The 18,053-nt window shown below is 73.8% G+C and carries 18 protein-coding genes and 1 pseudogene; 11 read left to right on the forward strand and 8 right to left on the reverse strand.

The genetic code is table 11. From position 1 onward, the window contains the following. Window positions 1–6: 6 nt before the first annotated feature. Together C1708_RS02595 and C1708_RS36040 are read left to right on the forward strand one after the other, a co-directional pair. Window positions 7–636 (forward strand): HemK2/MTQ2 family protein methyltransferase, encoded by a 630-nt coding sequence (locus tag C1708_RS02595; protein ID WP_241911139.1) that lies wholly within the window; start codon window positions 7–9, stop codon window positions 634–636. Further along, entirely contained in the window at window positions 617–880 is a 264-nt protein-coding gene (locus C1708_RS36040) for a CDGSH iron-sulfur domain-containing protein (RefSeq protein WP_391663612.1), read from the forward strand. Before C1708_RS02595 ends, C1708_RS36040 begins: the two co-directional genes overlap by 20 nt. Window positions 881–1,046: 166 nt before the next feature. Here C1708_RS36040 and C1708_RS02605 read toward each other — a convergent pair whose 3' ends face one another. Further along, entirely contained in the window at window positions 1,047–1,481 is a 435-nt protein-coding gene (locus C1708_RS02605) for a subtilase-type protease inhibitor (protein ID WP_106411097.1), read from the reverse strand. A 446-nt stretch (window positions 1,482–1,927) separates the two neighbouring features. On the opposite strand from C1708_RS02605, the gene C1708_RS02610 reads away from it, so the two are divergent. Beyond that, complete coding sequence (locus C1708_RS02610) at window positions 1,928–3,097, forward strand: lactate 2-monooxygenase (RefSeq protein WP_106411098.1); 1,170 nt, start codon at window positions 1,928–1,930, stop codon at window positions 3,095–3,097. 42 nt (window positions 3,098–3,139) lie between these two features. On the opposite strand, the gene C1708_RS02615 is transcribed toward C1708_RS02610, so the two are convergent. From C1708_RS02615 to C1708_RS02630, 4 genes are all read right to left on the reverse strand, one after another. After that, the gene (locus C1708_RS02615; protein WP_106411099.1) at window positions 3,140–4,792 is read right to left on the reverse strand and encodes an RICIN domain-containing protein; all 1,653 of its coding nucleotides are present in this window, start codon (window positions 4,790–4,792) and stop codon (window positions 3,140–3,142) included. 468 nt (window positions 4,793–5,260) lie between these two features. Beyond that, window positions 5,261–5,638 (reverse strand): toxin Doc, encoded by a 378-nt coding sequence (locus C1708_RS02620; RefSeq protein WP_106411100.1) that lies wholly within the window; start codon window positions 5,636–5,638, stop codon window positions 5,261–5,263. Window positions 5,639–5,641: 3 nt separating this feature from the next. Then, window positions 5,642–5,887, reverse strand: coding sequence for a hypothetical protein (locus C1708_RS02625; RefSeq protein WP_033275293.1), 246 nt, complete (start codon window positions 5,885–5,887; stop codon window positions 5,642–5,644). A 129-nt stretch (window positions 5,888–6,016) separates the two neighbouring features. Further along, entirely contained in the window at window positions 6,017–8,260 is a 2,244-nt protein-coding gene (locus C1708_RS02630; RefSeq protein WP_106411101.1) for a glycoside hydrolase family 9 protein, read from the reverse strand. A 242-nt stretch (window positions 8,261–8,502) separates the two neighbouring features. On the opposite strand from C1708_RS02630, the gene C1708_RS02635 reads away from it, so the two are divergent. Continuing rightward, window positions 8,503–10,881, forward strand: a complete 2,379-nt coding sequence (locus C1708_RS02635) for a SpoIIE family protein phosphatase (protein WP_106411102.1) — start codon at window positions 8,503–8,505, stop codon at window positions 10,879–10,881. Between the two features lie 177 nt (window positions 10,882–11,058). Here C1708_RS02635 and C1708_RS02640 read toward each other — a convergent pair whose 3' ends face one another. Then, window positions 11,059–11,583 (reverse strand): flavoprotein, encoded by a 525-nt coding sequence (locus C1708_RS02640; protein WP_106411103.1) that lies wholly within the window; start codon window positions 11,581–11,583, stop codon window positions 11,059–11,061. A 165-nt stretch (window positions 11,584–11,748) separates the two neighbouring features. Between C1708_RS02640 and C1708_RS02645 the strand changes: the two are divergent. Next, a pseudogene (locus tag C1708_RS02645) lies at window positions 11,749–12,379 on the forward strand (LysE family transporter). A 193-nt stretch (window positions 12,380–12,572) separates the two neighbouring features. After that, window positions 12,573–13,016: a nitroreductase family deazaflavin-dependent oxidoreductase gene (locus C1708_RS02650; protein ID WP_106411104.1), complete on the forward strand. Its 444-nt coding sequence runs from the start codon at window positions 12,573–12,575 to the stop codon at window positions 13,014–13,016. A gap of 76 nt (window positions 13,017–13,092) precedes the next feature. Here C1708_RS02650 and C1708_RS02655 read toward each other — a convergent pair whose 3' ends face one another. Further along, entirely contained in the window at window positions 13,093–14,040 is a 948-nt protein-coding gene (locus C1708_RS02655) for a cation diffusion facilitator family transporter (protein ID WP_106411105.1), read from the reverse strand. Window positions 14,041–14,152: 112 nt separating this feature from the next. On the opposite strand from C1708_RS02655, the gene C1708_RS02660 reads away from it, so the two are divergent. Together C1708_RS02660 and C1708_RS02665 are read left to right on the forward strand one after the other, a co-directional pair. After that, complete coding sequence (locus C1708_RS02660) at window positions 14,153–15,178, forward strand: glutathione S-transferase family protein (protein ID WP_106411106.1); 1,026 nt, start codon at window positions 14,153–14,155, stop codon at window positions 15,176–15,178. 57 nt (window positions 15,179–15,235) lie between these two features. Continuing rightward, a complete protein-coding gene (locus C1708_RS02665; RefSeq protein WP_106411107.1) occupies window positions 15,236–15,547 on the forward strand; it encodes a DUF4235 domain-containing protein in 312 nt (103 codons plus the stop codon). A gap of 111 nt (window positions 15,548–15,658) precedes the next feature. Here the strand turns inward: C1708_RS02665 and C1708_RS02670 are convergent, their stop codons facing one another. After that, complete coding sequence (locus C1708_RS02670) at window positions 15,659–16,051, reverse strand: VOC family protein (RefSeq protein WP_106411108.1); 393 nt, start codon at window positions 16,049–16,051, stop codon at window positions 15,659–15,661. 234 nt (window positions 16,052–16,285) lie between these two features. Between C1708_RS02670 and C1708_RS02675 the strand changes: the two genes are divergently transcribed. The 3 genes from C1708_RS02675 to C1708_RS02685 all read left to right on the forward strand — a co-directional run bounded on the left by C1708_RS02675 (window position 16,286) and on the right by C1708_RS02685 (window position 17,995). After that, window positions 16,286–16,660, forward strand: a complete 375-nt coding sequence (locus C1708_RS02675) for an STAS domain-containing protein (protein ID WP_241911140.1) — start codon at window positions 16,286–16,288, stop codon at window positions 16,658–16,660. 124 nt (window positions 16,661–16,784) lie between these two features. Further along, complete coding sequence (locus C1708_RS02680; protein WP_106411110.1) at window positions 16,785–17,447, forward strand: DUF4230 domain-containing protein; 663 nt, start codon at window positions 16,785–16,787, stop codon at window positions 17,445–17,447. Window positions 17,448–17,518: 71 nt separating this feature from the next. Beyond that, window positions 17,519–17,995 carry a VanZ family protein gene (locus tag C1708_RS02685; RefSeq protein WP_106411111.1) on the forward strand — a complete coding sequence of 159 codons (477 nt, stop codon included), beginning with the start codon at window positions 17,519–17,521 and terminating at the stop codon, window positions 17,993–17,995. Window positions 17,996–18,053 lie beyond the last annotated feature (58 nt).

Raw genomic sequence — 18,053 nt, forward strand, 5'->3', positions numbered from 1 at the left:
CCGGGCGTGTACGCCCCTCAAGAGGACACCGAGCTGCTGTCCGCGGCCCTGGCCGACGAGCCGGTGGCGCCGGGCGCCGCCGTCCTCGACGTCGGCACCGGTTCCGGCGCCCTGGCTCTGGCGGCCGCCCGGCGCGGCGCCCGGGTGACCGCGGTCGACGTGTCGCGGCGGGCCGTGTGCGCCGCGCGGCTGAACGCCCTGCGGGCCGGTCTGTCCGTCCAGGTCCTGCGCGGCAATCTGTTCGAACCGGTGCGGGGACGGTCGTTCGACCTGGTCCTCGCCAACCCCCCGTACGTCCCCGCGCCCCGGACGCACCGGCCGCCGCGCGGCGCGGCCCGCGCCTGGGACGCGGGCGGCGACGGGCGGCTGGTGCTCGACCGCATCTGCCACGAGGCGCCGGGACTGCTGCGGCCGGGCGGAGTGCTGCTGCTGGTGCAGTCGGCGCTCAGCGATCCCGGGCTGACCGTGGACTGTCTGCGGTCCGCGGGAATGAAGTCCGCGGTCACGCAGCGGCAGCGGATCGCCTTCGGGCCGGTGCTGCGGACCCGGGTGGAGTGGCTGCGGGAGCGTGGGCTGCTGTCCCCGGACGAGAACGAGGAAGAGCTGGTGGTGGTCCGTGCCGAACTCCCCGTCTGATCCCGCGCGGTCCCCGTCCGCCGTCCGGTCCGGCGCTCCCTCCGGGGTCCCGGACCCCGCGTCCGGCGACGCGCGCCGCGTGACCGTGCGGCGCAAGGGGCCGATGCTGGTGGAGGGCCCGGTGGAGGTGGAGCTGGAGGACGGTTCGGTGGTGTCCTCCGACCGCTTCCGCGTGGCCCTGTGCACCTGCCGGCGCAGCCGGCGCTACCCCTGGTGCGACACCAGTCACCGCGACCGCGCCTGACCGTTCCCCGAGCGGCCGGGGAACGGCCCGGTGAACAGCCCGGAGGCCGGCGGGCGGCCCCACTCCGCCCGTCGGCCTCCCATGGGATCGCACTGTCCGCGCGGTGCCCCGTACTCCCCAGTCCGCGGGCCGCCACGCGGTCACGGGAACCGTGCGATCCCGGTCTCTAGAAGGCGAAGACGTTCGCGCCGTGCGCGTTCAGCTCGCACTCGTTGGAGAAGACGCGCTCGTAGGAGACGCGCTTGCCCTGCCAGACGCCGTCCACGGTGAGCAGCACCGGGTCGTACACCATCGGGCACATGACGTCGTCGTTCCGCGTCAGGGCGTTCAGGTCGCCGCCGACGGCGGCCAGCTCCGCGCAGGCGGAGCCGGCGGCCGGGTGGGTGCCCTCGGGGCCCGGGGCACAGGTCAGGGTGACCGCGCGTTCCGGCGTGGCGGTCGTGGCGCTGACGCCCTTGCCGACGGTGAACACCAGGGCAGAGGGGGCGTAGAGCGCGGAGGGGGCGTCTCCCGGGGCGGCGAGCGCGGCCCCGGAGAGGGGGGCGCAGACGGCGGTGGCCGTGAGGCCGAGGGTGATGGCCCAGCGCGCGGTGTTCCGCATTGTGTGCATCCTTCCGCTTCGTTTCTTCCGTTCGCCGGCCCGTGCTCGGTGGTGCCGGACCGGCGTGCCGGAGTCTGCCGAGTCCCCGGCGGAAACTCATCTCGACCCCATGCATTTCAGTAACATTGCGTATTGAATCAGTGGCGTGAAGTCACCAAACGGACGCGCGTCGACCCCGTGAACTCGCGGCCCCCGCGCAAGAGAAACGGCCAGATGGCCGGATATCCGTCGCTCGTCAATCGGCCTGAAACTTTCCGATTCCGCCGTGCGCAGGCTGAATAGAAACCCCTTGCGGTCATGAAAGGGATGCTTCGCGGTCACCTTCGAGCACACCGCGCGTCTCCTCCGGCGGAGGGGGCGTCCTGTCACCGGACGCTGGACGCCACCGGCGCATACCGGCCAGTATGCGTCGGGACCACGATCCACGACGAGACAGGGCGGGGCGGATGGCGAAGCACTGGGCCGACTTCCAGTACGAGATCTACCTGAACGGGATGACGGGCGCCGTGCCGCGGCTGCCGACCGACCTGACCCGCCTGGAGGAGCTGACCGAGCGGCGCCTCGGCCCCGGCCCGGTCGGGTACGTCGCCGGCAGCGCGGGCGACGGCAGCACCGCCCGTGCCAACCGGGCCGCCCTGGACCGCCGCCGGATCGTGCCGCGCATGCTGCGGGACGTCCACGAGCGCGACCTGTCGGTGGAGGTGCTGGGCCGCCCGCTGCCCGCGCCGCTCGCCCTCGCGCCGGTCGGGGTGCTGTCGATCATGCACCCGGACGCCGAGCCGGCGGCCGCCCGCGCCGCGGCCGCGCAGGGCGTGCCGTTCGTGCTGTCGTCGGCGTCCAGCACGCCGATGGAACAGGTCGCCGAGGCGATGGGGGACGCGGAGCGCTGGTTCCAGCTGTACTGGCCGAAGGACGTGGAGGTGGCGCGGTCCTTCCTGGACAGGGCGAAGGCGGCCGGATACTCGGCGCTGGTCGTCACCCTGGACACGCCCCTGCTGTCCTGGCGGCCGCGCGACCTGGACCAGGCGTACCTGCCGTTCCTGCGCGGCGTGGGCACCGCGAACTACTTCTCCGACCCCGCGTTCCGGGCGGGGCTCGCCAAGCCGGTGCACGAGGATCCGAACGCGGCGGTGATGCACTTCGTGGGCATGTTCGCCGACCCCGCCAAGACGTGGCCGGATCTGGCGTTCCTGCGGGAGAACTGGGACGGTCCGATCGTCCTGAAGGGCGTGCTGCACCCCGACGACGCCCGGACGGCCGCCGACGCGGGCATGGACGGGGTGGTGGTGTCCAACCACGGCGGCCGCCAGGTGGCGGGCGCGATCGCCGCGGCGGACGCGCTGCCCGAGGTGGTGCGGGCCGCCGGCGACCGGCTCACCGTGCTGTTCGACAGCGGGGTGCGCACCGGCGACGACGTCTTCAAGGCGCTCGCGCTGGGCGCCCGCGCGGTGCTGGTGGGGCGGCCGTACGTGTACGGGCTGGGCCTCGACGGGCAGGCGGGCGTGGAGCACGTGATCCGCTGTCTGCTCGCCGAACTCGACCTCACCCTCGCCCTGTCCGGCCACTCCGGTCCGGGCACGGTGGGGCCCGCCGACCTCACGGAGGCGGCGCTCTGACCCGTCCGGGGCGGCCCGGCGGCCGCCCCGGGGGCGCGCGGCTCAGCTCACCGGTTGCGCCAGGTCGGCGTAGCGGGCGGAGGGGGCCGTCGGGCCGGTGACGGAGAAGGGCTCGCCGGACTCGCCGGCGGAGCGGACCGGTTCGGCGGCCCAGCGCTGCTCCACGGTCCGGTCGCGCACCTTGACGACGATGTCGGCGTCCGCGTCGAGGGCCGACGGGGCGAGTGCCGTCCGCACGTCCCACCGGGGCACCAGCTCGCCCTGCGCCGTGAGGTCGTACCGCACGTCGTCGGCGGTGCGGTCGCCGGCGTCGGCGCAGGCGCCGAGGACGACCACACCGGCGTCCTTGTGCGAGTCCAGGCACAGCCCCGGGTCGGCCACGCTGCGCAGCAGCCCGTCCTCCTCGTACGTCCACTGCTGGGTCCATGCCGTGGAGCACTTCGCCAGCCGGGTGCCGGAGCCGTCCCGGGGCTCGTCGCGGGTGTCCAGGCACAGCCCGGAGGCGATGTTGCGCAGCCGGGTGCGGCTCGGCGCGGAGGGCAGGCCGGCCGCTCCGGGCGGCGAGGCGGACGGCACGGCGGCCCGGCCGCCCGCACCGGTGGCGCCCGTCGGGCCGGCGGTGCCGCCGTCCGGGGTGGACGACCCGGCGATGAGCACGCTGACCAGCACGCCCGCGCACACCGCGCCGAGGCCGGTGAGCAGGGTGCGGGTGGAGCGCACCGGGTCGGGCAGCGCCATGGCGAGCCGGTCGGGCACCGGGAACCGGGCCAGCAGCCGGCGCCGGCCGTCGGTGTGCCCGTGTCCGTCCCCGCCGCCGCGGCGCCGGCGGCGTCCGGCCCGGCCGGAGCGCGGACCGGACGTGGCACGGCCCGGTCGTGAGTCGAGGTAGCGCCGGGCCCCCCACCCCAGCACCGCCTCCGCGAGGAGCGTGCCCAGTCCGGACGGGAAGTGGCCGAGCTGCTCGGCCGCGTTGCGGCAGTAGCGGCACTCGGCCATGTGCTGCCGCACGTCGAGCAGCAGCTCGCCGCCCCGGCGGATGGGCACGTCGAGCAGCCGGTTGTGGAAGCGGCACTCCTGCGTGGGCGCCAGTTCCTGATGGGCGCGGACCAGCCCCTGGCGGAACTTCTCGCGTGCCTGGTCGAGCGCGCCCGACGCGAGGTCGGCGTCCGTGCCGAGCAGACCGGCGGGCACGGAGACCGGCTCGGCCTCGACCTCGACGTGCCAGAGCAGGCAGCGCGCGGGCGCGGGCAGGGACCGGAACGCCCGCTGGGCGAGTGCGCGGTTCTCCGGCGTCATGGTCGTCGCCGCGCGCATGCCCCGCCCGCCCACCGGTTTCAGCAGTCCCGGCAGCACCTCGGTCACGCGGTCGTCGGCCGCCCACTCGCGGACCGTGTCCCGCACCCCCACGAGCAGGACGGGACGGAGGGCGACGGCGGACTCGCCGAGGGCGACCCGGTCGAGCACCCGGTGCAGGGCGGCCCCGGTGACCATGGCGGCGGTGCGCCCGCCCGAGGCGAGGCACACGGTCGCGTAGTCGTGCATCGCGTGCCAGTGGCGTGCCGTCAGCAGGGCGACGGAACGGGCCGCCTCGGCCTCCGGACGCCCCCGCAGCCGCGCGGCGAGCGCCTCGTCGGATTCCCCGGGATCACCGCCCGGCGGGGGGTAGGGGGGACGAGGGGGGCGGGGGGTGTGCACTGAGATTGGTTCCTTCCCACAGCGCATGTGACATTCGAGCGTTTCCGGCACCGAAAAGGGATGCCCGAGTCGGGCGTACCTCTTTGGTGTGGCGCGGGGGGCGGGAATTGTCCGACGGCGCTTCCGGTCCGGTTCATCGACGCGCGAGCGTCCCCGGCCTCTACCCCCTCACGGGTGGCTCACTCTCGCACAACCCGCACGCGGCCAACAAGGCGGTCGGGCAACATTCCCACGTTGACAGAAAGTCAAAAGGAGAAGGCGGTCCGCGATCCGTGTTCGGCATTCACGGCGCCTTTTCGGAGTTCGCGCGGGGCGCCGCGAAAAGCGGTGACAGGAAGACGCGGCGGAAGGCGTGACGGGAAGGCGGGCACACCACTCCCCCGGTGTGCCCTTTCCGCGACGCGCGCCCCGGGTGAACGGCGCGTCCGCAGCGGCACGCCCGGCCGCGCAGGCGTGGCGGCCCGGGTGTCAGATCTGCCAGGAGCGCAGCCGGTCGGCGGCGCCGTACACGTCCACCGCGCCGGAGATCAGGTCGCGCGCGAGGTCGACCAGGGCGCCGTAGGGCGGGTCGATGCCGGCGCCGCTGACGTACATGTAGGCGACGGCCGTGGCGCAGGCGAAGCGGGCGTTGGCCGAGGGCAGCGGGCGGAGCACGGCGAGGGTGTGCAGCAGGGCGGCGGCCCGCCAGGCGGCGTCGGAGTCCACGCCCAGCCGGGGCGGATCGACGCGGTGCCGGGCGACGGCCGCCACGAGGGCGGAGAAGTCGTTGATCGTGGGCTGGTCCGGGAGGACCTCCTCGTGCCGCTGGAGCAGCCAGGGCACGTCGATGTGCAGCACGGGCGTCATCGGTCAGGCGGCCCGGCCCGCGCCCTTGACGGGCGGTTCGTCGTCGGGGAACGCGGCGGCGAACTCGTCGGCGTGCGTGGCGAAGAAGCGGCGGAAGGCCTCGGCGCCCTCCTGGAGGGCGCGGTGGCGGGCTATGTCCGCTGCTGCCGCCTCCCGTACGAGCGCCTTCATGGACGTACCGCGTTCCTTGGCGATCTGCCGCAGGTCCTCGAGCTCGCGGTCGCTGAACTCCACGTTGAGAGCTGGCATGGACTTACGGTACCGCTCGGGTACTGAACAGTAAATACCCGCAGGTCAGAGCGTATGCGTTGGGGTACCGGGGTACGGGCGCGGGCCGGTGGCCCTGTCGGTCACCGGCCCGCGCGAGAAGGAAGCGGGTCAGCCCTGGTCGGCCACGAAGGAGGCCATGCGGGTCAGGGCCGCGTTCCAGTTGATGGTGTGCTCGTTGGTCGACCAGGACTGGATGTCGTCGATGAAGCAGAACTGTCCGACGCAGCCCTGCAGCTTCGACTGGGCGAACGGGTCCTGGATGCTGGCGTTGGGTCCGCCGGAGAGCGTGCCGGCGGGCGGGTTCGGCAGGTTCGGGTCGAGCTGGCGGGCGTACCACCGGCTGTGCTGGTTCTTGGCGTGGACCTCGCCGTAGCCGGTGACGTAGGACATGTTCAGGGCGTTGCGGCCGAGGATGTAGTCCATGCTCTGCAGCGCGCCGTCCCGGTACTTGGCCGCGCCGGTGAGGTCGTAGGCGGTGGCGAGGACGACGGCGTTGTTGAGGATCTGGTGGCTGGAGCCCCAGTCGTAGAGGTTGCCCTCCGGCGCGTACGGCATCCCGTACGGGTGCGCCTTCAGGGTGGCCAGGTAGCGGTCGGCGCCCTCGATGACGGAGCGGCGGACCTTGTCGAGTCCGGGCAGCCTGTTCGGCACCGTGGCGAGGTCGAGCCGGCCGGCCGCGGCGGTGCGCGCCCAGTCGAATCCGGTCGGGCCGAAGATGTCCTGGGTGTGCACCGGGGACTTCAGCAGGTGGTCCTTGAACTGGCGCTCACCGGTGGTGAGGTAGAGCTCGGCGGCCGCCCAGTAGAACTCGTCGGACACGATGTCGTCGGGGTAGGCGCCGCCGCCGATGCCGTCGTCCGGGTCGGCGAGGCGGTCCGGGTGGGCCAGCGCGGCCGCCCAGGCCTTGCGCGCCGCCGCCAGGGCGCGGTCGGCGAACCCCTTGTCGTAGGGACGGTAGAGCCGGGCCGCCTGCGCCGCCGTGGCGGCGAGGTTCAGGGTGGCGGCGGTCGTCGGCGGGTGCAGCTCGCGCTTCTGCGGGTCGTCGCTGGGCAGCAGGGGCAGCCCGGTCCACTGCTCGTCGTGGATCTTGTGGTGGGCCATGCCGGCCAGCGGCTCGCCGTCCGGCACCTGCATCTTCAGCAGGAACTCCAGCTCCCAGCGGGCCTCGTCGAGGATGTCGGGGACCTTGTTGCCGCTCTCCGGGATGTTCAGCGTCCGGTCGCCGAGCTCGTGCGGCCGGCCGGTGCGGGCGTGCTGCGCGCGCTCGTAGGTGCTGAGCACCTCCCAGGTGCTGATGCCGCCGTTGACGACGTACTTGCCGTGGTCGCCGGCGTCGTACCAGCCGCCGGTGACGTCGAGGGTGTAGTCGCAGACCCCCGGCTGGCAGGGCACCGCGCCGTCGCCCTGGTTGGGCGCCACGTCCACGTGGCCGGCCGGGCGGCCGTAGCCGGGGCGCAGGTCCTCGCGGATCTCCACGCCGCTGCGCTGGGTGTAGTAGTACTTCGCCGAGTCCAGCCGCAGCCGCTCGTACGCCCTCGCGTCGATGTCGAAGGGGTGGCTGGTCTCGCCGTCCGCGGTGAGGGTGAAGCCGGTGCCGCGTCCCCGGTAGGAGCCGAAGTCGACGGAGTGCACGTTCTGCCCGGAGGAGGCGTCGGTGCCGCGCGGCACGGTCCAGCCGGTGCGGACCACCCGGCCGCGGCCGTCCTCGAGCCGCCAGGGCAGCTTCTGCGTGGCGTCGGTGACCAGCGTGGCGTTCTTCGGCCCGGCGGGCAGGTAGCCCACCTGGTTGACCCGGACGCGCGGCCCGGTGTCCGGCTCGTACGGCTCGGGGGCGACGCCGCCCAGCAGGGAGACGTCGTCCACGCAGAACCGCCAGGGGTCGGGGCTGCCGCCGAGCTGGAAGCCGACCTGGGCCCGCTCGGTGCCGACCGGTGCGGTGAAGGTGTACGAGTAGGTGTCGCCGGAGACGCTGAGCTGCGGCGACACCTCGTAGTAGGTGTCGTAGGGCTCCACCTGGAGGCCGACGATCGCCCGGACCACATGGCCCGCGGGCGAACCGGTCGCGCTGAAGGAGAAGCGGTAGGTCTCCCCCTCCACCAGGGTGATGTCGTTGTGGCCCACGGCCGCGTCCCAGCGGTTGGCGGTGCCGCCGGGCACGTCGGCGCACAGGCGGCCGTCGGAGGCGCCCGCGGTGACCCCCTCGGAGGCCCACCAGGGTTCGATGCCGTTGTCGAAGGTGCCGTTGCGGACCTGCTCGGCCTCGTCCGCCCCGGCCGGGGCGGCCGGCAGCGCGGTGAGCGCGGTCGCCAGCAGACCGGTGAGGGTCAGCAGCGCGGTTCTGCGTCGTTTCACGTCTGGGCTCCTCTGCGGAGGTACGGGGGTACGGGGCGCGAATGGGAGCGCTCCCAACTCCGTGCGCCGCCCATGGTTGTGGCAGATGTGACGCCCCGTCAACGGTCGTGACACGACAAGCGCCCTCCGGATGTCGCGGAGGCGGCGGCCCCGGTTCCCGTTCATGTCACGCTCCGACGCACTAGGCTGGGACTCTGGCGATGCACCGGTTCACGGTGAGTGGGCGCGATGGAGTGGCGACGATGAGGCCGGACGACCCGTTCGACGATGCCGTGACGGCCCGGGCCGTCATCACCGCCGACGGCACGCTCACGCGGTGGAGCGAGGGCGCGCGACTGCTGCTGGGACACCGGGCCGAGGAGGTCGTCGGCCGCCCGGCCGCCGAGCTGCTGGCCGACGGTTCGGGACCGCTCCCACTGCCGTCCGACCGGTGGAACGGCACGCTGGTGCTGCGCCACCGCGACGGCGGCACGGTGAGCGTGTGGGTGCTCGCCCACCGCCGGCAGCCCTCCGGCGACGGCCCCGGCGAGTGGCTCGCGGTCACCCCGCTGGAGGCGACCGACCACGATCTGCCCGACGACCCGCTGGTCAGGAAGGCCGTCTTCCAGTCGCCGTGCGCCACGATGGTCTTCGACCAGGGACTGCGGCTGCGCGGGGTCAACGACGCGATGGCCCAGCTCCTCGGCCTGCCCGCCGGCCACCTGCGCGGGCTGCGGCCCACCGACATCGGGAGCCGCCCGCAGCACAGCGAGCTGGAACGGCAGCTGCGGCAGGTGCTGCGCACCGGGCGGCCGCACGACATGCAGACGCACATGAAGGCCAGGGCCGAGAGCCACGCGCACGCCTGGCTGGCCCGGCTGGCGCCGCTGACCGACCGGTCCGGACGGGTGCGGGGCGTGTGCGTGACCTCGCACGACTTCACCGAGCAGTTCCGGGCCCGGGAGCGGCTGCAGCTGGTCAACGAGGCCAGCATGCGCATCGGCACCACCCTGGACGTCACCCGGACGGCGCAGGAGCTGGCGGACGTGTGCGTGCCGGCGCTCGCCGACTTCGTCAGCGTGGAGCTGCTGGAGCCGGAGGAGAACGGGAACGAGGCGGCCGGTCCGCTGTCCCCGCCGGTCCCGCTGCGCCGGGTCGCCCAGCAGTCCCTGACGGCCGGCGCCCCGGAGAGCGTCGCGCAGGTGGGCGAGGTGGTCGTCTACCCGGAGCACTCGCCGCAGGCGGACTCGCTGGTCACCGGCCACAGCATCGTCGCCTCCGTGCCGTCCGGCGACCTCGACCCGTGGCTGTCGGTGGACGAGACGCGGGCCCGGCGGATCGAGGAGTACGGCGTGCACTCGATGCTGTCCGTGCCGCTCCAGGCGCGCGGCACCACCCTCGGCGTGGCCGTCTTCACCCGCTTCAGCCGGCCGGAGGCGTTCACCCACGACGACGTGCTGCTGGCCGAGGAGGTCACCGCGCGCGCCGCCGTCTGCATCGACAACGCCCGCCGCTACTCGCAGGAGCGGGAGACGACGCTCACCCTCCAGCGCAGCCTGCTGCCCCGGTCCCTGCCGCGGACGGCCGCCCTGGAGGCCGCCACCCGCTACCTGCCGGCCGCGCGCTCCGGTGTGGGCGGCGACTGGTTCGACGTGATCCCGCTGTCCGGGATGCGGGTCGCCATGGTCGTCGGGGACGTCGTGGGGCACGGCATCCAGGCCTCGGCGACGATGGGCCGGCTGCGCACGGCCGTGCGCACCCTCGCCGACATCGACCTCGCCCCCGACGAGCTGCTCACCCACCTCGACGACCTGGTGCTGCACCTGTCGGAGGAGGCGGGCGGCGACTCCGGGCCCGGAGAGGTCGGCGCGACCTGCCTGTACGCGGTGTACGACCCGGTGTCGCGGCGCTGCACCCTGTGCCGGGCGGGGCATCCGCCGCCGGTGCTGATCCCGCCGGGCGGACCGGCCCGGCACCTGGAACTGCCGTCGGGGCCGCCGCTGGGCCTGGGCGGACTGCCGTTCGAGTCGGCGGAGTTCGAGCTGTCCGACGACAGCGTGCTGGCGTTCTACACCGACGGACTGGTCACCTCGCACGGGCGGGGGGACCAGCAGGGCGAGGCCGCGCTGCGCGAGGCGCTGTCCGGCGCGTCGGGCCCGCTCGACGAGACGTGCGACCGTGTGCTGAACAGCGTGCTGGCGCCGGGCGGCTCGGCGGACGACGTGGCGCTGCTGCTGGCCCGCACCCGGGGCCTGCCGTCCTCGCAGGTCGCCACCTGGGACATCCCGGCCGATCCGGCGCTGGTGGCACCCATCCGCAAGCAGGTCCTCGACCAGCTCGCCGCATGGGCGCTCACCGACGCGTCGTTCACGGCGGAGCTGGTGGTGAGCGAGCTGGTCACCAACGCCATCCGCTACGGCGCCCCGCCGATCCGGCTGCGCCTGATCCACGACGCGTCGACGCTGATCTGCGAGGTCTCCGACAGCAGCCACACGGCTCCGCACCTGCGCCGCGCCAAGACCTGGGACGAGGGCGGCCGCGGCCTGCTCCTGGTCGCCCAGCTCACCCAGCGGTGGGGGACGCGGCACACGACGGAGGGCAAGACGATCTGGGCGGAACTGGCCCTGGCGGACAGGGAGTGACCTCGGCGGAAGTCACTCCCCGGTGAGGCGCACGCCTCTCGCCGCGGCGGGCGCCGACCGGGTGTTTCCCGGTCGCGTCCCGGCGTCACCGCCCCGTCAGTGGCCCGCGATCGGGTGCGGGGGGCGGGGCTCGGCGAGCTCCCGGGGCTCCTCGTCCGTCAGGGTGCGGGGTGCCGCTCAGCCGTTCCGCAACAGGTCCAGGGCCCGCTCCCAGCCGAACTCCCGCCGCCCGCCGTCCCCTCCGGCCTCCTCCTGGTACGGGTCGGCGAAGCGGACGCCCATGCCGCGCAGCCGGGCGACGCTGTCCCGGTAGGCGGGATGGGCGGCCAGCGCGTCGGCGACGCAGGGCAGGACGGCGATCGGCACGCCGAGCCCGGCGGCCTCGCACAGGGTGCCGACGGCGAGGGTGTCGGCGATGCCGGCCGCCCACTTGTTGACGGTGTTGAAGGTGGCCGGGGCGACCACCACGGCGTCGGGCGCCGGGAAGGGGCGCGGGTCGCCGGGGCGGCGCCAGGCGGAGCGGATCGGGCGGCCGGTCCGCGTCTCGACGGCGGCGGCGTCGAAGAAGCCGCTCATCGCCGTCGGGGTGGCGAGGACACCGACCTCCCAGCCCCGCTCCTGCGCGGCGGTGATCAGCTTGCCGACGTCCGCGGCGACTCCGGCGGCGCAGACGACGACGTAGAGGAAGGGCTTGTCGGTCACCCGGGCACCCTAGCCAGCCGAAACCGGTTGCCGGTACCGGGCGGCAGGCCCCAGGACCCCTTCCCTGTCCACGTTCGTGTTCCCGCGGTCGTCGTCCGTCCTCGCCCTCGTCGCGGACCGGCAGCGGCAGCGCGGCGCCCGGGAAGGCGCGACTCGCCCGCGCCCGTGACGGCCGCGCTGCCGGCGGGGCTGCCGGCCGGTTACGGCATCGCCGTCCCCGTCGGCGCCGTCGGCGCCTGCCTCGTCTCCCTCACCGCCCGTACGTCCCTGCGCACCGGGGTGTGCGCGGCCCTCGGCGTCGCCACGGCCGACGGTCTGTACGCGCTCGCCGCCGTCCTCGGCGGTTCCGCCCCCGCCTCGGCGCTGCGTCCCGCGCCGGGTCCGCTGCGCTGGGTGTGCGTGCTGGTGCTGGCCGCTCCGGCGGCGTGGGGCGCGGCCGGCGCGCTCCGGCGGTACCGCGGCCGGCGGCTCGCCGTCCGCTCCGCGACGGCGCCCCCGACCGCCCTGCGGGCGTACCTGACGCTGCTGGGGATCACCCTGCTCGACCCGGCCACGGTGATCTGTTTCGCGGCGCTCGTGCTCGCTCGCGGGGCGGGACGGCTGCCGGGGCGGCGGGACGGGGCGTGTTCGTGACGGCGGCCCTCGCGCCTCCGCGAGCCGGCAGGTGCTCCTGGCCGGCGGCGGCGCCCTGCTGGGGCGGGCGCTGACCGGTCACCGGGGGCGGCTGGTGACGGGGCTGGTGGCGAGCGGTGTGACGCCGGCGCTCGCGCTGCGGACGGCGTCGGCTCCGGGCTGACGGGGCCGGGGCGGCGGACCTGCCCGTCCCGTGCGGGTGCGGACGCCGGCACGGGCGGGGATCGGACCGGGTTTCCGGGGCACCGGTCCCCCAGCGGCCGGGACACGCCCGGGTCCGGACGGCTTCCGGGTGCGGTGCGTCCGGAGCGATGATCGACTCGGCCGTACGACGCGAGAACGATGGGACGGATGCCATGCCTCTCGAAGGCGAGTACGAACCCAGCCCGACGGCCTGGGTGCGGGAACAGGTGGAACTGATCGAGCGGTCCGGCGGCACGGAGGGGACGACGCTGCAGGGCAGACCCGTGGTCGTGCTGACCAGCCGGGGAGCGAGGAGCGGCAAACTGCGCAAGACCCCGGTGATGCGGGTGGAGCACGAGGGCCGCTACGCGGTGGTCGCCTCGCTGGGCGGCGCGCCCAAGCACCCGGTGTGGTACCACAACCTGAAGGCCGATCCGCACGTCGAACTCCGGGACGGCCCGCACACGTGGGACATGACGGCCCGTGAGGTCACCGGTGAGGAGAAGGCCGAGTGGTGGAAGCGCGCGGTCGCGGCCTTCCCGCCGTACGAGGAGTACCAGCAGAAGACCAGCCGGGAGATCCCGGTGTTCGTGCTGGAGCGGTCCGGCCAGGGCTGACGGGGCCGGTGCGGCGGGCCGGGAGGAAATCCCGGCCCGGTCGCGCATGAAGCCCCGGCCGCCGGGCACACGAGCCTCAGGCCCCGCCGCGTTCCCCCGTCGCGGCGGGGCCCTCCCATGCCTCCGTCGCGCCGCGGTCGGTGACGTCGAGGAACACCTGGGCGGCCTCGGGGACCACCCGGGCGATGGACCGCTTGATGCGCACCGCGACCTGTTCCACCCGCTCGCTGTCCAGCCCCGGCACCAGGTCGACCCGGGCGGCCACCAGCGCGGTGTCGAGCCCGGTCTTCATGGTGAACAGCGCCTCCACGCTGTCTATCTCGGGCTGGGCGCGCAGCAGTTCCCGGATCCGTTCGCTCGCCCGCGGGTCGGCGGCCTCGCCGATGAGCTGGTCCCGGGCCTCGCGGCCGAGCCGGTAGGCGACGTACACCAGCAGGACGCCGATGGCGAGCGAGGCGGACGCCTCCCACACGACCTGTCCGGTGGTCATGTGCAGCGCCATGCCGGCCATGGCCAGGGTGACGCCGACGACCGCGGTGCCGTCCTCGGCGATGACCGTGCGCAGCGCCGGGTCGCCGAGGCCGCCGCCCTGCCGGCGCACCTGGTACAGGGCGCGCAGCAGCGAGCCGCCCTCGGCGAGGAGGGCCACGCCGAGCACGACGAGTCCGGCGACGTAACCGCTCAGGTGCTCGTCCCCCCCGCCCCGCAGCGCGTCGACGCCCTGGTAGAAGGAGAAGCAGCCGCCCATCACGAAGATGCCGACGGCCGCGAGCAGCGACCAGAAGAACCGTTCCTTGCCGTAACCGAAGGGGTGGCGGGTGTCGGCCGGACGGCGGCTGCGGCGGAGGGCCGCGAGCAGGAAGATCTCGTTCAGACTGTCGGCCACCGAGTGCGCCGCCTCCGACAGCAGCGCCGGGGAGGACGCGGCCAGGCCGCCGACGGCCTTGGCGGCGGCGATCACGAGGTTGGCCGCGAGCGCCACCAGGACGGTGACCCGTGTTCTGCGATCCGATCGTGTAGTCACGTCGGGCGATTGCCCCGGCCGGTCCAGCTCATACCGTGCGGTCGGGGGAAAACGGGGAACAACGGGGAACGCGGTCACAGGGACGGCGCAACCACGACAGAGGGAGACCACCATGAGCGGCCGCGACGACTCGGGAGGCAACAGCTCGTACGGCAGGAAGGCGTTCAAGCGGTCCCGGGCGCACTTCGCGGACCGGATCACCGCGGACGGGCGGGACGGGTGGCCGGTGGAGGCCGGGCGCTACCGGCTGGTGGTGAGCCGCGCCTGCCCCTGGGCGGGCCGGGCGCTGGTGTCGCGGCGGTTGCTGGGGCTGGAGGACGCGGTGTCCCTGGCCGTCGCGGACCCGGTCCAGGACGACCGCAGCTGGCGCTTCACCCTGGACCCCGACGGCCGTGACCCGGTGCTCGGCATCCGCTACCTCAGCGAGGCCTACGACCGGCGGGAGACGGGCCATCCGGGCGGGGTGAGCGTGCCGGCCGTGGTGGACGTGCCCAGCGGGAAGCTGGTCACCAACGACTACCAGCAGATCACCCTGGACTTCGCCACCGAGTGGACGGCCCTGCACCGCGAGGGGGCGCCCGACCTGTATCCCGAGAAGCTGCGCGACGAGATCGACGCGGTCATGGACGACATCTTCCGGGACGTCAACAACGGTGTGTACCGGGCGGGTTTCGCCACCGGGCAGGAGGAGTACGAGGCCGCCTGCACGGCGCTGTTCGGGCGGCTGGAGTCGCTGGAGCAGCGGCTGGAGCGGCAGCGGTACCTGGTCGGGGACACCCTCACCGAGGCGGACATCCGGCTGTTCACCACCCTGGTGCGGTTCGATCCGGTGTACCACGGGCACTTCAAGTGCAACCGCTGGAAGCTGACGGAGAGCCGGGTGCTGTGGGGATACGCCCGCGACCTGTACCAGACGCCGGGGTTCGGCGACACCGTCGACTTCGACCACATCAAGCGGCACTACTACCAGGTGCACACCGGCATCAACCCGTCCGGGATCGTCCCGCTCGGGCCCGACCTGGCCGGCTGGACGTCTCCCCACCACCGCGAGGAGCTCGGCGGCCGGCCGTTCGGCGACGGCACCCCGCCCGGTCCGGTGCCGCCCGGTGAGGAGATCCCGGCGCGGGGCCGCCCCTGACGCCCGGCCCGACCGACCACCCATCCCACTCGAAGCAGCCGACCTAGGAGAGGCGACGTGGCGAAGAAGAACAAGAAGGCGAAGAAGAAGCTGCCCCTGGCGTACAAGCCGATCGGCTTCGCGCTGGGCTGGACCAGCGGCACCGTGGCGGGCCTGGCCTTCCAGAAGACCTGGAAGGTGATCAAGAAGGAGGACAACGCGCCGGACGCGCTGGACCGCGACCGCAGCTGGGGCGAGATCCTGCTGGCCGCGGCGATCCAGGGGGCGATCTTCGCGGTGGTGCGCAGTGCGGTGGACCGCGCGGGCGCGAAGGCGATCGAGCGGTCCACCGGGACCTGGCCGGTACCGGACCAGGGGGGCCGTGACTGACCCGGACGGTCGCGCTCGTCGGAACGCCGGAGGGGCTGACGTCTCAGCCCCTCCGGCGTTTCAGCTCTTCCGGCGCTTCAGCCCTTCCGGCGCTTCAGCCCTTCCGGCGCTTCAGCCCTGCTTGGGCGCTGTCGGCGTGCCCCGGCGGACGGTGAAGGAATGCCCCGCCGGATCGGCGTACCCGCGCTCCTCGGTGGAGCTGGACGAGTCACCGCTCTCCGTCGGGCGGCCGCCCAGGCTCACGATCTTCCGCTCCACCCCGTCCAGGTCGTCCGCCATGAACTCCAGGTGCGCCTGGAGGGAGTTCTCCGGGCGGGGCCAGCTCGGCGCGGTCGCGTTCACGTCGCGGCGCAGGGCCAGGCGGAAACCGTCGGCGGTGCGGATCTCCACCCGGTTGGCGCTCGCGTCGACGTGGTCCGCCTCCAGCAACTCCTTGTAGAAATCGGCGAGTTTCTCGGGTTCGGCGCAGTCGAGCACCACCACGCCCGTGGTCACCAGTGCCATGTCTCCTCCGCGGCGTCGGATGCGGGGCGGTCCGGCCCCGCCCGGTGACACCTGTCCGCGCTCGCCGTTTTCACTCATCGATCACAGTGGTGAAAAACTCGGCCGCAAGACGAAGACATATGTCATTCGAACATGCTCAAATGCAGTCGTCCGCGAGTAACCAGCGTGCCAGGGACCGGTGTTGGGGCCGGCTGCCCTCCTCGGAGCACGGAGCAGACCGGAGGCGATGGCGTCGTGCGGTACGAACCCCCGCCGCTGACGCGGCATCTGCGCGTGCGCCGCGACCGGGGTCACACCGTGCTCGAGTTCCACGGCGAGATCGACATCGCGGCCGCCGCGGAGATCGTGCCGCACCTCGACCTGGCGACCGCCGAGCCGGGCGCCCGCGTGGTCATCGACCTGACCCACGTCGCGTTCTTCGACCTCTCCGGGCTGCGCCTGATCCACCGGGCCCGGCACCGCCTCGCCGACGGACGGCTGCACCTGGTGTGCGCCCATCCACTGACCCTGCGGATGCTGCGGATCACCGGGCTGTCCCGTCTGCTGCCTCCGTGGCCCACCCTGGAGGCGGCGCTGACCGCCCCCGGATCGGGGTCCGGGCCGGTGTAGCCCTTCGCGGGCCCGCCCGCCCGTGCGCCCCTCCGTGCTCCGGGTGCCGATGGCCGTCCCCCGATCGCCTTGTCTGTTCCGCGGGATGACGGGCATCCGGACGGAAGGAAGGAGGGACGTCGCCATGACGACTCCGGTGGAGGGACCGACCGCGCGCGTGCCCGGCTGGGTGAAGGTGCTGGGCGCGACGGTGGTACTGCTGGCCGTGCTGTTCGCCGGGATCCGGCTGAGCGTGCTGCCGGGGCTGAAGGACCTGTTCGGCACGGAGACGCGCGACCGTTCGGGGCCCGCGCTGCTGGAGTCCATCCAGGACATCAGCCGCTACGACGCCGCCTCGGGCGCCTTCCAGGTGGTGGTGGACCTGGAGAAGGACACCAAGTTCCTGCCGGACGCGGTCCGCGGCAGCCGCACCCTGTACGTGGGCGCGGGCACCGTGGACGCGTACGTCGACCTCGGCGGGCTGAAGGAGGGCGACGTCCGGGTGGACGAGGACCGCACCTCCGCCACGCTGCGGCTGCCCCGAGCCCGTCTGGACGCCCCGGCACTGGACGTGGACCGTTCCTACGCCGTCTCCAAGCAGCGCGGCCTGCTCGACCGGCTCGGGGATCTCTTCTCGGACAACCCGAACAGTGAACAGGCCGTGCAGAAGCTCGCGGTGCGCCACATCCGGGAGGCGGCCGAGGAGAGCGGGCTGACCGCGCGGGCGGAGGCCAACACCCGGGAGATGCTCCAGGGCCTGCTGCGCTCCCTGGGCTTCGAGCGGGTGCGCGTCAGCTTCGCCGACTGACCCGGACTGTCCGGCCCGGCCGGGGGTAACCGCCGTAACACTCAAGGACGTTGACGACTGGAGGACATCCGATGGCCCGCGCCGCCCGCCATCCGCTCCCGCTGCCCCTGCGGCTGCTGGTGATGCTGTGCGCCTTCGCCTTCATGGTGCTCTTCGCGGTGGTGCTGGCCCGGCTCACGCTGCAGCCGTCCCCCGCCTCGGAGTCCCTGACCCACACCAACCTGCATCCGGGCCGCTCCCTGCGGGCCTATCTGGACCAGCCGGCGCTGCGGGACGCGGTGAAGCAGATCGGCGGCAACATCCTGCTGGGCGTGCCCTTCGGGGTGCTCGCGCCGGTCGTCGCGCCGCGCACCCGGGGCTTCCTGCGGATCCTGTTCCTGACGGCCGTGGTGATGCTGCTGGTCGAGGTGGCGCAGGGTTCGCTGGTCACCGGCCGCGCCTTCGACATCGACGACGTCATCCTCAACACCGCCGGGGCGCTGATCGGTTACCTGCTCGTGGGCCGGCGGATGAGCAGGGCCGTGCACGCACGCCGCTCCGAGGAGTGACCCGAGGGCCGCCGCACACCGTACGTACGCCTCCGTCCCCCGCGGGCGGAGGCGTACG

Origin of the sequence: Streptomyces sp. DH-12 (assembly GCF_002899455.1) — a bacterium.
Classification (GTDB): Bacteria; Actinomycetota; Actinomycetes; order Streptomycetales; family Streptomycetaceae; genus Streptomyces.

What these genes read in the sequence shown, in the direction of transcription:
- C1708_RS02680 (WP_106411110.1), top strand. Translation starts at nt 16,785, where the DNA reads ATGACGACTCCGGTGGAGGGACCGACCGCGCGCGTGCCCGGCTGGGTG.
- C1708_RS02635 (WP_106411102.1), top strand. Translation starts at nt 8,503, where the DNA reads ATGAGGCCGGACGACCCGTTCGACGATGCCGTGACGGCCCGGGCCGTC.
- C1708_RS02625 (WP_033275293.1), bottom strand. Translation starts at nt 5,887, where the DNA reads ATGCCAGCTCTCAACGTGGAGTTCAGCGACCGCGAGCTCGAGGACCTG.
- C1708_RS02670 (WP_106411108.1), bottom strand. Translation starts at nt 16,051, where the DNA reads ATGGCACTGGTGACCACGGGCGTGGTGGTGCTCGACTGCGCCGAACCC.
- C1708_RS02610 (WP_106411098.1), top strand. Translation starts at nt 1,928, where the DNA reads ATGGCGAAGCACTGGGCCGACTTCCAGTACGAGATCTACCTGAACGGG.
- C1708_RS02660 (WP_106411106.1), top strand. Translation starts at nt 14,153, where the DNA reads ATGAGCGGCCGCGACGACTCGGGAGGCAACAGCTCGTACGGCAGGAAG.
- C1708_RS02650 (WP_106411104.1), top strand. Translation starts at nt 12,573, where the DNA reads ATGCCTCTCGAAGGCGAGTACGAACCCAGCCCGACGGCCTGGGTGCGG.
- C1708_RS02685 (WP_106411111.1), top strand. Translation starts at nt 17,519, where the DNA reads ATGGCCCGCGCCGCCCGCCATCCGCTCCCGCTGCCCCTGCGGCTGCTG.
- C1708_RS02605 (WP_106411097.1), bottom strand. Translation starts at nt 1,481, where the DNA reads ATGCGGAACACCGCGCGCTGGGCCATCACCCTCGGCCTCACGGCCACC.
- C1708_RS02620 (WP_106411100.1), bottom strand. Translation starts at nt 5,638, where the DNA reads ATGACGCCCGTGCTGCACATCGACGTGCCCTGGCTGCTCCAGCGGCAC.